A 12450-nucleotide genomic window follows, 5' to 3' on the forward strand; every position below is an offset into this window, starting at 1 on the left:
ACTTCGCCCTCGTCAGGATGCCGGGGGTCGCGGCCGATCGCGTGCGGGAGGCGGCCAGACCGGGCCGTTCCGCGGCGGCGGGTCGCCGGCATCCGGGGTCCGCTTCTGCGCGCGTCGGGCGCCGCGCTCCTCCCAGCCGCGGGCGGCGGCGCGGCCCATCGACTCCATCGAGCGGGCGAGGGCGCGCTGGGCCGTCTCGGCGAGGTCCGATGCGACGCGGCTCCAGGCGTCGCCGCCCTCGATGCCGGGCTGCTCACCGCTCTGGCGGGCCGCCCGTTCGGCACGGTCGAAGGCGTGGGCGGTGCGGCGGACGGCGTCGCGGTAGGCGAGGAAGTCGGCGGGCTCGAGGCGCGTCTGCACCGACGCGGGACGCAGCCACTGCGCACGCTCGTGCGCGCGGAGGAACTCGGCCAGCAGGGGCGAGCGGGAGTCGCTCATCTGCGGGTAGTCGATCGCGAGGCCGGGGTCGGTCTCGTAGGCCATCCAGCGCGCCAGGATCGCGTCGTGCTCGGCGAGCAGCCGGGCCACCGGCAGCGGAGCGCTGCCCGCGCGGATCGCCGGGAGCATCGCCTTGGCCGCCCGCACGCCCGCACGCCGGGCGCGCACCTCGGCGATCGCGGCGCGCAGGTCGCGCTGCGCGTCGGTGAGGCGTCCGCGTGCGGCGGAGACGACGTCGGGCGAAACCCGGGATGCCGCCCGCTCGGCCTGAGCGCGCACCACCTCGGCGTCGGCGACCTTGACGTCGGCGCGTCCGCGGGTGACGGCGTGGCGCGCGGTCTGCAGGTCGAGCAGAGCGGCGTCGAGCTCGAGGCGTCGCGCCGCAGCCTTGCCCAGGGGGCGGGACGCCCACGCCCGGGCTGCGCGGTCGCCGGTGGTGTTCACCCCGGAAGGCAGGGCGCGCCGCCGCGTTCGGCGCACGCCGACCCAGCCGACGGTGCCCGCACCGGCCGCCGCGGGGCCGATCCACCACCACTCGACCAGAAGGGCCATCAGCGGTTCCACGTGCCCATGCTATGCCGGGGTCCCGACAGGCGGCTGGGCGGTGGGCCGGAATGCGCACGGGGCGAGCCGCCGGGTGTGAGATCGTAGGCCGGTGACTCGGCGAACCAGCGCGGCCCGCATCCCGGGGTTCGCTCGACGGCGCGTCGTGCTCACGCCCGGGCGGGTCATCGCACTCGCCTTCGGGATCGTGCTCGCCCTGGGGACGGCCTTGCTCTCGCTGCCCGTGGCGACCCAGGGGCGGCCGGCCACTTTCATGGAGGCCCTCTTCACGGCGACCAGCGCCGTGTGCGTGACGGGCCACATCATCGTCGACACACCGACCTTCTGGTCGCCGTTCGGCCAGGTCGTGATCTTGGTGCTGATCCAGATCGGCGGCTTCGGCGTCATGTCGCTCGCGACGCTGCTCGGTCTGCTCGTCGCCCGACGCCTCGGTCTGCGCACGCGCCTGACGGCCGTGAGCGAGACGCACACGGTCGCGGTCGGCGACGTGCGCCGCGTGCTCCTCGGCGTGGCCGTGATCGCACTGGTCACCGAGGCCGTGGTCGCGATGATGCTCACCGGACGCTTCTGGCTCGGCTACGGCGAATCTCTCGGCCACTCCGTCTGGCTCGGCGTCTTCCACGCAGTGTCGTCGTTCAACAACGCGGGCTTCGCGCTCTTCAGCGACAGCCTCATGTCGTTCGCCACCGACCCGCTGATCTGCCTGCCGATCTGCGCGGCGATCATCCTCGGCGGCCTCGGCTTCCCGGTCATCATGGAGCTCTGGCGTCAGTACCGCTTCCCCCGTCGATGGACGCTGAACACCGTCACCGTGCTCGTCGGAAGTGCCGCCCTGCTCATGGGGGGCACGATCGTCCTCACGGCGCTGGAGTGGTCGAATCCGGCCACGCTCGGGGCGATGGACCCCGCCGGCCGCCTGCTCGCCGGGTTCACGATGTCGGTGATGCCCCGCACCGCCGGCTTCAACTCGATCGACGTCTCGCAGATGCTGCCCGAGAGCTGGTTCGTCACCGACATCCTCATGTTCATCGGCGGCGGCCCCGCCGGCACCGCGGGAGGCGTGAAGATCACGACGTTCGCGGTGCTGCTGTTCATCGTGCTGGCCGAGCTGCGCGGCGACACCGCGGTCAACATGTTCGGCAAGCGACTCCCGCGCTCGACCCACCGCGAGGCCCTCACGGTCGCGCTGCTGTCGGTCGCCCTCGTCGTCGGATCGACTCTGGCGATCATGGTGGTGAGCCCGTTCGGCTTCGACCGCGTCTTCTTCGAGGTCATCTCGGCATTCGCCACCGTGGGCCTGTCGACCGGCATCACGGCATCCCTTCCGCCGGTGGCGCAGCTCGTTCTGATCCTGTTGATGTTCATCGGCCGGCTCGGCCCCGTCCTGCTCGGCGCCGCGCTGGCGTTGACGCGCGAGAAGCGCATGTACGAACTCCCGAAGGAGCGTCCGATCATTGGATAACAACACGTTCTTCAGCCGACGCCGAGTGCGCGGAACCGCGGCGACGTCGATCGCGGTGATCGGCCTCGGACGATTCGGCGGGGCGCTCGCCACCGAGCTCGCGCGCAGTGGCAGCGAGGTGCTGGGCGTCGACACCGACGAAGACATCGTCCAGTCGCTCAACGGCGTCCTCACGCACGTCGTCCGTGCCGACTCGACGAAGCAGGCTGCCCTGGAGCAGCTCGGGATCGCCGAATTCGACCGGGTCGTGGTCGGCATCGGTTCCGACATCCAGGCGAGCATCCTGACGACGTCGCTGCTCAAGCGCATGGGCACCCGCTCGATCTGGGCCAAGGCGATCAGCGAACAGCACGGCCTCATCCTCGAGCAGCTCGGCATCGAGCACGTCGTCTATCCCGAAGCCGACATGGGGCGCCGCGTCGCGCACCTCGTTCGCGGCTCGATGCTCGACTACGTCGAATTCGACCGCGACCTCGTCGTCGCGAAGACCGTGGCCCCGCGGGAGCTCGTCGGTCAGACCTTGGAGCAGGCAGCCGTCCGTCGGCGCCACGGTGTGACGATCGTCAAGGTCCGCGGCGCGGACGGCGAGTGGCACGCTGCGGGCGCGGCGACCGTGATCCGAGAGGGTGACCTGCTCATCGTGATCGGCCCGGTCGAGCGGACGGAGCGGTTCGCCGCCCTGGCTTGACGCCGGCCCTCAGGCCGGGGGAGCGCTCGCGATGTGCGCCTGCATCGGGAGCAGGTTGTGCAGCGGTGCCATGTAACCCTGCGCGGGCATGTCGAACACGACGCCCGCGACGCCCTGCTGGGCGAACGCGGCGAGCCACTCGACCGCCCCCGGCAGGGGAACGCTCAGCACGCGGGAGGCTGCCTCTTCGTCGAGCCCGTTCGCGAGCGCTCCGTCGTGCGCGCGCTGCCGCGAGGTGAAGGCGAAGACCATCGGGCCGTTCGGGAGCTGACCGATGAACGGTGACGGGGCGTCATCGGGCCCCCGGGCGATGAACGACCAGTGCGGCAGCGCGTACACGGCCCGCCAGAGGGCGTCCATCGCCGCGAAGCTGTCGGGCTGGGCACGCGCGGCGTCGGACAGCGCGTCGATCGAGGCGACGGTCTCCGGGGCCGGGTCGATGAGGGACATGCGGAACCGCCTTGCGTCGTCGTCAGCCGAGGATGAGCGAGATCACCGTGGCGCCCCCGCCGGTGAGGATGAGCGCCCCGATCACCACCCAGGCCGTGATCTTCACCCGCTTCTGACGCTTGTCGCTGAACACGGTCATGTCGTCGTCGTCATCGGTCATCGCGTGTCTCCTCACGTGGTGCGTTCGGCGGGACCATCCGCGCCGAGCGGCTTATGCCACCGGCTCCGCGACGGTCGGCCCGAAGACCGCGGGCAGGGTCTCGGTCGACAGGCGACGCAGCTCCGACACGGCGACGGTGAAGACGTCCTGGATCTCCAGCGCCGCCTCGGTGCCCGGCTCGACGTCGGTCACGCCGATGCGCAGCACCGGGTAGCCGCGGCCGTCGCAGAGGCCCCGGAACTTCACGTCCTCCTCGCGGGGGACGCTGACCAGCACGCGGCCCGTCGACTCGCTGAACAGGGCGGCGGTGGCATCCACCCCGTCGCGTTCCATGAGCTCGGTCAGCCACACCCGCGCGCCGATGCCGAAGCGCAGGACGCCCTCGGCGAGGGCCTGAGCGAGGCCACCCGACGACAGGTCGTGCGCGCTCGAGACGAGCGACTGCGAGCCCGCGGCCTGCAGCAGCTCGGCGAGCTTGCGCTCCTGCGCGAGGTCGACCTTCGGCGGGCGCCCGCCGAGGTGGTCGTGGATGGTGCCGGCCCACTGCGATCCGTCGAGCTCATCGGCGGTGGTGCCGAGCAGGTAGAGGTTCTCGCCGGCATCCTGCCAGCCGCTCGGGATGCGCGCGGCCACGTCGTCGATGACGCCGAGCACGCCGACCACGGGGGTCGGGTGGATCGGCTGGTCGCCGGTCTGGTTGTAGAACGACACGTTGCCGCCCGTCACCGGGATGCCGAGCTCGAGGCAGCCGTCGCTCAGGCCCTCGACGGCCTGGCTGAACTGCCACATGACCTCGGGGTTCTCGGGGCTGCCGAAGTTGAGGCAGTCGGTGACGGCGGTGGGCACGGCACCCGTGACGGCGACGTTGCGGTACGCCTCGGCGAGGGCGAGCTTCGCGCCGTTGTACGGGTCGAGCTGGTTGTAGCGGCCGTTGCAGTCGGTCGCGATCGCGAAGCCGAGGCCGGTCTCCTCGTCGACGCGGATCATGCCGGCGTCGTCGGGGAAGCTCAGGGCGGTGTTGCCGAGCACGTAGTAGTCGTACTGGTTGGTGATCCACGACGTGTCGGCGAGGTTGGGGCTCGCGACCAGAGTGGTGAACTGCTCGCGGAGGGTGTCGGCATCCGTCGCCCGCGGGAGGGACGCGGCGGAGTCGGCCTGCAGGGCGTCGATCCACGCGGGGTAGGCGACCGGGCGCTCGTAGACGGGGCCGTCGACCGCGACGGTCGAGGGGTCGACGTCGACGATGCGCTCGCCGTACCAATCGATGACGAGGCGGCCGTCGCCGGTGACCTCGCCGAGCACGCTGGTCTCGACGTCCCACTTGCCGACGACCGCGAGGAACGCGTCGAGCTTCTCGGGCGCGACGATCGCCATCATGCGCTCCTGGCTCTCGCTCATGAGGATCTCCTCCGGCGTGAGCGAGGGGTCGCGCAGCAGCACCTTCGACAGCTCGACCTTCATGCCGCTGTCGCCGTTGGCGGCGAGCTCGCTCGTCGCGCACGAGATGCCCGCGGCCCCGAGGTCTTGGATGGCCTCGACGAGGTCGTCGCGGTAGAGCTCGAGGCAGCACTCGATGAGCACCTTCTCGGCGAACGGGTCGCCGACCTGCACCGCGGGGCGCTTGGTGGGGCCGCCGTCGGCGAAGGTGTCGGATGCCAGGATGCTGGCACCGCCGATGCCGTCACCGCCCGTGCGCGCACCGAACAGCACGACCTTGTTGCCCACGCCCGTGGCGTTGGCGAGCTTGATGTCTTCGTGGCGCATGACGCCGACCGCGAGGGCGTTCACGAGCGGGTTGCCCTGGTAGACGGCGTCGAACACCGTCTCGCCGCCGATGTTGGGCAGGCCCAGGCAGTTGCCGTAGAACGAGATGCCGCTCGTGACGCCGTGCACGACGCGCGGGGTGTCGGGGTGGTCGATCGCGCCGAAGCGCAGCTGGTCCATGACCGCGACCGGGCGCGCGCCCATCGAGATGATGTCGCGCACGATGCCGCCGACGCCGGTGGCGGCGCCCTGGAAGGGCTCGATGTAGCTGGGGTGGTTGTGCGACTCGACCTTGAAGGTGACCGCCCAGCCGTCGCCCACGTCGACGACGCCGGCGTTCTGGCCCATGCCGACCATGAGGCGGGTCTTCATCTCGTCGCTGACCTTCTGGCCGAACTGGCGCAGGTAGATCTTGCTCGACTTGTACGAGCAGTGCTCGCTCCACATGACCGAGTACATCGCCAGCTCACCACTGGTGGGCCGGCGGCCCAGGATCTCGCGGATCTTGGCGTACTCGTCGCTCTTGAGGCCGAGGGCGCCGTACGGCTGGTCCTTCTCGGGCGTGGCGATCGCGTTCTCGACGGTATCCGCGAGGGCGGTACGGGCGGCGGGGTTCGGGGTGGTCACGCGGCTGAGCTCCAAGAATCGCAGGGGCCGGACGGGAGTCAGTCTAGTTGGGCGGGCCGACATGCCCGGGCGGCATTCCCCGGCCCGAGGAGGAGCGGCTGGTGGGGAGGAGGGGCGGGCGGTGGCATCCATTCCCCTGTTCGCGCACCCCCGCACCTCCGGCGACCCTCCACGCTCGGCGATCCGCACGTTCTCGGTCGGCGCGCGGTGGAGCGGACCGAGGTTGTGCGGAGGTCGAAGGACGCGACAGGCTGGCCGCACCGGACCGAAAGGCGCGCACCCATGGCCATCCTGAACTTCCACCTCGTCGTCTCCGGCGACCTCGCCGCCGCCCAGCAGGCCACCCGCACCGCCCTCGACGCGGCCGGCTTCACCGTCGCCGAGCAGCGCGACCATTGGAAGGCGACCCACGGCAGCGTCGCCAAGACGATGTTCCTCGGCCTGCGCGCGCACGACGCCGACGTGCGAGAGGTGCTCGACGTGAGCTTCGCCGACCTGGGCGGCACCGTGCGGGTGGATCTGCATCGCCCGATCTTCCAGCCGGCCGGCGGCAGTGACGACGGCCTCGAGCAGCTCAAGCTGCGCGAGGCCTACCAAGAGGTCGTCGGCCGCGTGGAGGCCGACCTGCAGCGGCAGGGCGTGCTCGTCAGCGCCGACGTCTGAGTCGATCGGATGCGCGTGGTCATTGCCCCCGACAAGTTCAAGGGCACGCTGAGCGCCCGCGAGGCGGCGGATGCCATGGCTCACGCGGTGCGGCATCGCTGGCCCGAGGCGCAGGTCGCGGTGATCCCCATGGCCGACGGTGGCGACGGGACGCTCGATGCCCTGGGCGGCGCGAACCGCGACGACGAGGTGACCGGACCGCTCGGTGCGCCCGTCCGCGCCCCGTGGCGCCTCGACGGCGCGCGGGCCGTGATCGAATCCGCCGCGGCATCCGGTCTCGTGCTCGCCGGGGGAGCGGACCGTAACGACCCCTGGGGCGCCACGAGCCGGGGCGCCGGGGAGCTCATCGCGCGCGCCCTCGACGCGGGCGCCTCGTACATCGTCGTCGGCATGGGCGGCTCGGCGACGACCGACGGCGGACGCGGCGCGCTCGAGGCGCTCGACGCCCGCGTCCCCTTCGCACCCGGCCGGGTCGTCGTGCTGACCGACACGACGGTCGCCTTCCGCGACGCCGCGCGGGTGTTCGCACCGCAGAAAGGCGCGGATGCCGCGATGGTGCAGCGCCTCACGGCGCGACTCGAGACGGATGCCGAGGAGTGGACGGTGCGGTTCGGGCGGGACGTGCGTCGCGTTCCCCGCACGGGCGCGGCGGGTGGGCTCTCGGGGGCGCTGTTCGCCGCGGGGGCGGAGCTCGTCGACGGAGCGGACTTCGTCGCCGAGGCGCTGGGACTGGACGGGAAGATCGCGGATGCCGACCTCGTCCTCACCGGCGAGGGCGCCTTCGACGAGACCTCGCTCACGGGGAAGGGCCCAGGTCATGTGCTCGCGCTCGCCGCGGCGCGAGGGGTGCCCGCGGTGGTGATCGCGGGGGTGGTCGACCCGCGCGCGGCCCGGGCGCTGACGATCTCGCTCGTCGACACCGTGGGCGAGGATCGCGCCCGGAGCGCGCCCGTCGCCGCCGTCCGCGCGACGACGCAGGCGGCGCTGTCGCGGTGGGGAGGCGGCATCCGGCCCTGACCGTCGAGCGGATGCCGGGCGTATCGCGGCGCAGGAGGGACGGGGGTGCGCGGGCCGATGGGCGTAGCCTCATCTCGTGACGTCGCGCCCCGCCGAGATCGCCTCGGGCCCGCCCCTGAGGTGGTCGGCTATGAGCGCGACGGGCCGGCGGGTGCTGCTGGACCTGCTGGTGCACGGTCCCCGCTCCCGGATCCGCATCGCCGAGCGCCTCGGGCTCTCCCGAGCGAGCCTCACGCGGGTCGCGCGCGAGCTCGTCGACGGCGGTCTCATCCTGCCGGGCGACATGCTGGCCAGCGCCTCGCGCGGGCGCCCGGCCGAGGAGCTGCACCTGCGCCCGCAGGCGGCGCACTTCGTCGGCGTGAAAGTGACCGCGGAGCGGGTGTACGCGGTGGTCACCGATCTCGCGGCGACCGTCGTCGACGAACTCGAGATCGCCCTCGCCTCACCGGCCGAGAGGGAGGTCGTCGACGCGATCGTCGGAGCCACCCGCACGCTGGGAGACCGGCACGGGACGATGTCGGCGGTGGGCGTCGGGCTCGCGGCCGACGTGCTGCGGCGCGAGGGGGAGCCCCTCGTGGCGAGCTCGCCCCTGCTCGGGTGGAGCGCCCCCGTCCCGCTGGCCGGGCTGTTGGCGGAGCGGGTGGGGGTGCCCGTCACCGTCGCGAACGACGTGCACGCACTGACGGCGGCACATCACTGGTTCGGCAGCGGCGTGGACCACCGGTCGGTCGTGGTCTACGGCGTGGGGGCCGGCATCGGGTGCGGGGTCGTCGTGGACGACGAGCTCGTGCAGGGAGCTCACGGGCGCAGCGGGCGGGTGGGGCACACCCGGATCGCGCGAACGGGGCGTCCGTGCACGAACGGGCATTCCGACTGCGTGCACAGCTTCGTGAGCATGCCCGCGATCGAGGCCAACGCGGGCGTCGCGCCCGGCGAGTACGCATCGGCTCTCGAGCGGGCGCGGGCGGTCGACGGCCGCGAGCGGGCCGCGTTCGCGGCCGCGGCGTACGCGCTCGGCGCGGCGGTGGCCGAGACGGTGAACCTCCTCGACCCGGAACTGGTCTCGCTGATGGGGGAGGGTCTCGACATGCTCGACCTGGACCCCACCGCCTTCGACGAGGGCCTCACCGCGCATCTCGAGCAGGTTCCGCGCGCGAGCGTCCGCATCGATCGGCCGCCCTTCGCCTTCGGCCTGTACGCCCGCGGTGCGGCCGCGACCGCGATCCGCGAGCTGCTATCGGTCTGACCCCCGCAGGCGTCGCCCCGTGCGAGGGGTGTCGTTCGCGAGCGCGCCAAATGTTTTGTTTCATAGGTTGACAAAATAGAGCGGGGCGGCGAGGGTAGGACGCGAGCACCCGGGGGTCGGCCCCGGGGAGCATCGGCCGCACCGTCGCCCGGAGCCGGTCGCACCTACAAAGGAGTAGTTCGTGAAGCGCAGCAATCTCTTCCGCGCCGGCGCCCTCGCCGTCGCGAGTGCCGCCGTCCTGACCACCGCCGGCTGCGCCGGCGATGCGGGCCAGTCATCGGGTCCGGTGACCCTCGAATACTGGGCCTGGGCGCCCGGCATCGGCGACGTCATCGACGTCTGGAACGAGCAGCACCCCGACGTCCAGGTGAAGGTCGTGGAAGCCGCGGGCGCCGACGACATGATCGCGAAGCTGCTCGCGGCGCAGCGGGCGGGGGAGGGCCCCGACCTCGCTCAGGCGGAGTACCAGAAGCTGCCCAACATGGTCGTCAGCGATGTCGCGCTCGACATCAGCGAGTACGCCGACACGTTCGCGGACGGCTTCTCGGACGGGGCCATGAGCCTCGTCACCGTCGGCGACGGCGTCTACGCGGTGCCGCAGGACACGGGCCCCATGATCTTCATGTACCGCAAGGACATCTTCGATCAGAACGGGTGGGCCGCTCCGTCCACCTGGGACGAGTACGCCGCCCTCGCGCAGACGGTGAAGACCACGCTCCCCGGGACCCTGCTCGGGGGCTACCCCGACGACGCGTCGACGATGGCCGCGTACGCGCAGCCCCTCGGCGCGGAGTGGTGGGCCACCGAGGGTGACGCGTGGAAGGTCGGCATCGACGAGGCTCCCACCCAGCGCGTCGTGGACTTCTGGCAGCCGCTGGTCGAGCAGGGCCTCGTCGACACGACGCACTTCTTCACCCCGGAATGGGGCACGAAGATGAACGACGGCAGCATCCTGAGCTGGACCGCCGGAGCGTGGGCGCCCGCCGCCGCCTTCTCGGTGGCCCCCGACACGGCGGGCCTGTGGGCCGCCGCGAAGATGCCCACGTGGGACGGCGAGACCGGCACCGGCTTCATGGGCGGCTCCTCCGTCATGGTGACCAAGAACACCGAGCACCCGAAGGAGGCCGTCGAGTTCCTGCAGTGGCTCAACGCGAGCGACGACGGCACCCGCGGTCTCATCGACATCGGACTGTTCCCGGCCTCCTCCGCCGGCCAGTCGCAGCTCGCCGGTCAGCCCGTCCCCGATCTGGTCAGCACTCAGGCGGACTTCTGGGATCTCGCGGTCGACATCGCCGAGAACAGCGCGCCCTTCACATGGGGCCCGAACGTCCAGGTGGCTTTCGACGCGTGGTCCGACGGGGTGAAGGCCGCCACGCAGAGCGGCGGTTCCTACACCGCCGTTCTGGAGTCGGCTCAGGATGCCGTCGTCGCCGACCTCGAGAAGTCCGGATTCACGGTCCAGTGATCGCCCCGCGGTGGGAGGGCACGCGCCCTCCCTCCGCCCACCCAGGAGAACGACCTGTGACCACCACCGTCTCGCGCGGGGCATCCCGCCGCACCTCCCTCCGGCCCCGCATCGCCCCGTGGGCGTTCCTCGCCCCGGCCCTCGCGCTGTTCACGATGTTCCTCGTCGTGCCCATCGGGTACGCGATCTATCTCAGCGTCATGCAGCTGCGCTCCAGCGGCGGTGCCTTCGGCATCCGTCGGCAGACCTTCGTCGGTCTCGACAACTACGTCGCCTCGCTCACCGACCCCGAGCTCGTGGCATCCCTGGGTCGCCTCGGGATCTTCGCGCTCATCTCGGTGCCGCTGACCCTCGGTCTGGCGCTGACGTTCGCGCTGCTGCTGGATCTGCCCGGCGTGCGCCTCGCCCGCTTCTCGCGCCTGGCGATCTTCCTGCCTTACGCCGTGCCCGGGGTGATCGGCGCCCTGCTGTGGGGCTTCCTCTACCTCCCCCGGACGAGTCCGGCGACCTACCTGCTGCAGGCCGTGGGGCTGCCCTCGGTCGATTTCCTGAACGGCTCGTGGCTCTACCTGTCGCTGTCGAACATCGCGGTGTGGGCGGGCGTCGGCTTCAACATGATCGTCATGTACACCGCGCTGCGGTCGATCCCGACCGAGCTCTACGAGGCGGCCAAGATCGACGGCGCCTCGGAGTGGCAGATCGCGTGGCGGATCAAGGTGCCCCTGCTCACGCCGGCGCTCGTGCTGACGTTCCTGTTCTCGATCATCGCCACGCTCCAGGCGTACGGCGAACCCACGACGCTGCGGTCGATGTCGAACTCGATCTCGTTCAACTTCTTCCCGCTGATGAAGATCTACCGCGACGCCTTCAACCTCGACAACACCTCGGGGGCGGCGGCCGCCTCGGTCGTGCTCGCCCTCGGAACCCTCGTCATCTCGCTCGGGCTCCTCCGCCTCCTGCAGCGCCGCACCTTCGGAGAGAACTGATGGCCACCCTCACCGCCGACGCCCCGACGAAGACCGCGCCGCGTCCGCCCGCGCGACGGCCGCGCCCCGCCGCCCGGGGTCGCGTCATCCCGTCCCTCGTGCTGCTGATGGGCGCGATCTACACGCTCATCCCGATCGTCTGGGTGATCACGGCCTCGACGAAGTCGCGGGGGGAGCTGTTCAGCACCTTCTCGTTCCTGCCCGGGACCGGGTTCTGGCAGAACCTCGTCGATCTGTCCACCTACGGCGGTGGCGTGTACTGGAAGTGGGCGGGCAACAGCCTGCTCTACGCCGGGGGTGGCGCCGTGCTGTCGACCCTCGTGTCGGCCGCGGCCGGGTACGCGCTCGCCCGTTACCGCTTCCGAGGACGCGCGGTGGTGTTCAACGTGCTGCTCGCGGGCGTCATGCTGCCCCAGATCACCCTCGCGATCCCGCAGTACTTCCTCATGGCGGAGATGGGCCTCGCGAACACGTACTGGGCCGTGCTGCTGCCGAGCATCATCAACCCGTTCGGCATCTACCTGGCGACCATCTACGCGCAGTCGTCGGTGCCGGAGGAGACGGTCGAGGCCGCGCGGCTGGACGGGGCGAGCGAGTTCCGCATCTTCCTGTCGATCGCGATGCCCGTCATGGTCCCCGGCTTGATCACGGTGTTCATGCTGCAGTTCGTCGGCATCTGGAACAACTTCCTGCTCCCGTTCATCATGCTCAGCAACGAGCAGCTCTATCCCCTCACGACGGGCCTCTACCTGCTGCTGAACCGCGGGACGGGGACACCGGCGCTGTACTCGCTCGCCATCGTCGGCGCGCTGCTGGCCATCGTGCCGCTGCTGCTCCTGATGATCTTCCTGCAGCGGTTCTGGCGTCTCGACCTCGTCAGCGGCAGCCTCAAGGGCTGACCTCCCCCGACCGCGCCCCCT

General features: G+C 71.4%; 12 protein-coding genes. 8 read left to right on the plus strand and 4 right to left on the minus strand.

From position 1 onward, the window contains the following. Positions 1-12 precede the first annotated feature (12 nt). Positions 13-1002, minus strand: coding sequence for a hypothetical protein (locus tag B0B15_RS02685; protein ID WP_076673166.1), 990 nt, complete (start codon positions 1000-1002; stop codon positions 13-15). 91 nt (positions 1003-1093) lie between these two features. On the opposite strand from B0B15_RS02685, the gene B0B15_RS02690 reads away from it, so the two are divergent. Next, the gene (locus tag B0B15_RS02690; RefSeq protein ID WP_083708826.1) at positions 1094-2464 is read left to right on the plus strand and encodes a TrkH family potassium uptake protein; all 1371 of its coding nucleotides are present in this window, start codon (positions 1094-1096) and stop codon (positions 2462-2464) included. Further along, the gene (locus B0B15_RS02695) at positions 2457-3152 is read left to right on the plus strand and encodes a potassium channel family protein (protein WP_176776549.1); all 696 of its coding nucleotides are present in this window, start codon (positions 2457-2459) and stop codon (positions 3150-3152) included. Before B0B15_RS02690 ends, B0B15_RS02695 begins: the two co-directional genes overlap by 8 nt. 9 nt (positions 3153-3161) lie before the next feature. Here the strand turns inward: B0B15_RS02695 and B0B15_RS02700 are convergent, their stop codons facing one another. Genes B0B15_RS02700 through purL form a run of 3 tightly spaced genes read right to left on the minus strand, consistent with a single transcriptional unit; the run spans position 3162 to position 6216 of the window. Next, positions 3162-3602 (minus strand): hypothetical protein, encoded by a 441-nt coding sequence (locus B0B15_RS02700; protein ID WP_076673169.1) that lies wholly within the window; start codon positions 3600-3602, stop codon positions 3162-3164. Between the two features lie 22 nt (positions 3603-3624). Next, positions 3625-3762 (minus strand): hypothetical protein, encoded by a 138-nt coding sequence (locus B0B15_RS16410; protein ID WP_176776550.1) that lies wholly within the window; start codon positions 3760-3762, stop codon positions 3625-3627. Positions 3763-3813: 51 nt separating this feature from the next. Next, a complete protein-coding gene (gene purL / locus B0B15_RS02705) occupies positions 3814-6216 on the minus strand; it encodes a phosphoribosylformylglycinamidine synthase subunit PurL (RefSeq protein ID WP_371113232.1) in 2403 nt (800 codons plus the stop codon). Positions 6217-6435: 219 nt separating this feature from the next. Between purL and B0B15_RS02710 the strand changes: the two genes are divergently transcribed. From B0B15_RS02710 to B0B15_RS02735, 6 genes are all read left to right on the plus strand, one after another. Then, complete coding sequence (locus tag B0B15_RS02710) at positions 6436-6816, plus strand: hypothetical protein (RefSeq protein WP_076673171.1); 381 nt, start codon at positions 6436-6438, stop codon at positions 6814-6816. A gap of 15 nt (positions 6817-6831) precedes the next feature. After that, positions 6832-7833 (plus strand): glycerate kinase, encoded by a 1002-nt coding sequence (locus B0B15_RS02715; RefSeq protein WP_176776552.1) that lies wholly within the window; start codon positions 6832-6834, stop codon positions 7831-7833. Positions 7834-7909: 76 nt separating this feature from the next. Then, positions 7910-9079 carry an ROK family transcriptional regulator gene (locus B0B15_RS02720; RefSeq protein WP_176776553.1) on the plus strand — a complete coding sequence of 390 codons (1170 nt, stop codon included), beginning with the start codon at positions 7910-7912 and terminating at the stop codon, positions 9077-9079. Positions 9080-9260: 181 nt separating this feature from the next. Next, positions 9261-10544, plus strand: coding sequence for an ABC transporter substrate-binding protein (locus tag B0B15_RS02725; protein WP_076673174.1), 1284 nt, complete (start codon positions 9261-9263; stop codon positions 10542-10544). A gap of 56 nt (positions 10545-10600) precedes the next feature. Next, entirely contained in the window at positions 10601-11530 is a 930-nt protein-coding gene (locus B0B15_RS02730) for a carbohydrate ABC transporter permease (RefSeq protein ID WP_076673175.1), read from the plus strand. Continuing rightward, the gene (locus B0B15_RS02735; RefSeq protein ID WP_076673176.1) at positions 11530-12429 is read left to right on the plus strand and encodes a carbohydrate ABC transporter permease; all 900 of its coding nucleotides are present in this window, start codon (positions 11530-11532) and stop codon (positions 12427-12429) included. The genes B0B15_RS02730 and B0B15_RS02735 overlap by 1 nt, the downstream gene beginning before the upstream one ends. Positions 12430-12450 lie beyond the last annotated feature (21 nt).

Source organism: Microbacterium sp. RU1D, assembly GCF_900156435.1.
In the GTDB taxonomy this organism is placed as follows: Bacteria; Actinomycetota; Actinomycetes; order Actinomycetales; family Microbacteriaceae; genus Microbacterium.

Excerpts from the sequence above, each read along its gene's own strand:
- purL (WP_371113232.1), bottom strand. The coding sequence starts at position 6,216 with ATGTCGGCCCGCCCAACTAGACTGACTCCCGTCCGGCCCCTGCGATTC.
- B0B15_RS16410 (WP_176776550.1), bottom strand. The coding sequence starts at position 3,762 with ATGACCGATGACGACGACGACATGACCGTGTTCAGCGACAAGCGTCAG.
- B0B15_RS02710 (WP_076673171.1), top strand. The coding sequence starts at position 6,436 with ATGGCCATCCTGAACTTCCACCTCGTCGTCTCCGGCGACCTCGCCGCC.
- B0B15_RS02700 (WP_076673169.1), bottom strand. The coding sequence starts at position 3,602 with ATGTCCCTCATCGACCCGGCCCCGGAGACCGTCGCCTCGATCGACGCG.
- B0B15_RS02735 (WP_076673176.1), top strand. The coding sequence starts at position 11,530 with ATGGCCACCCTCACCGCCGACGCCCCGACGAAGACCGCGCCGCGTCCG.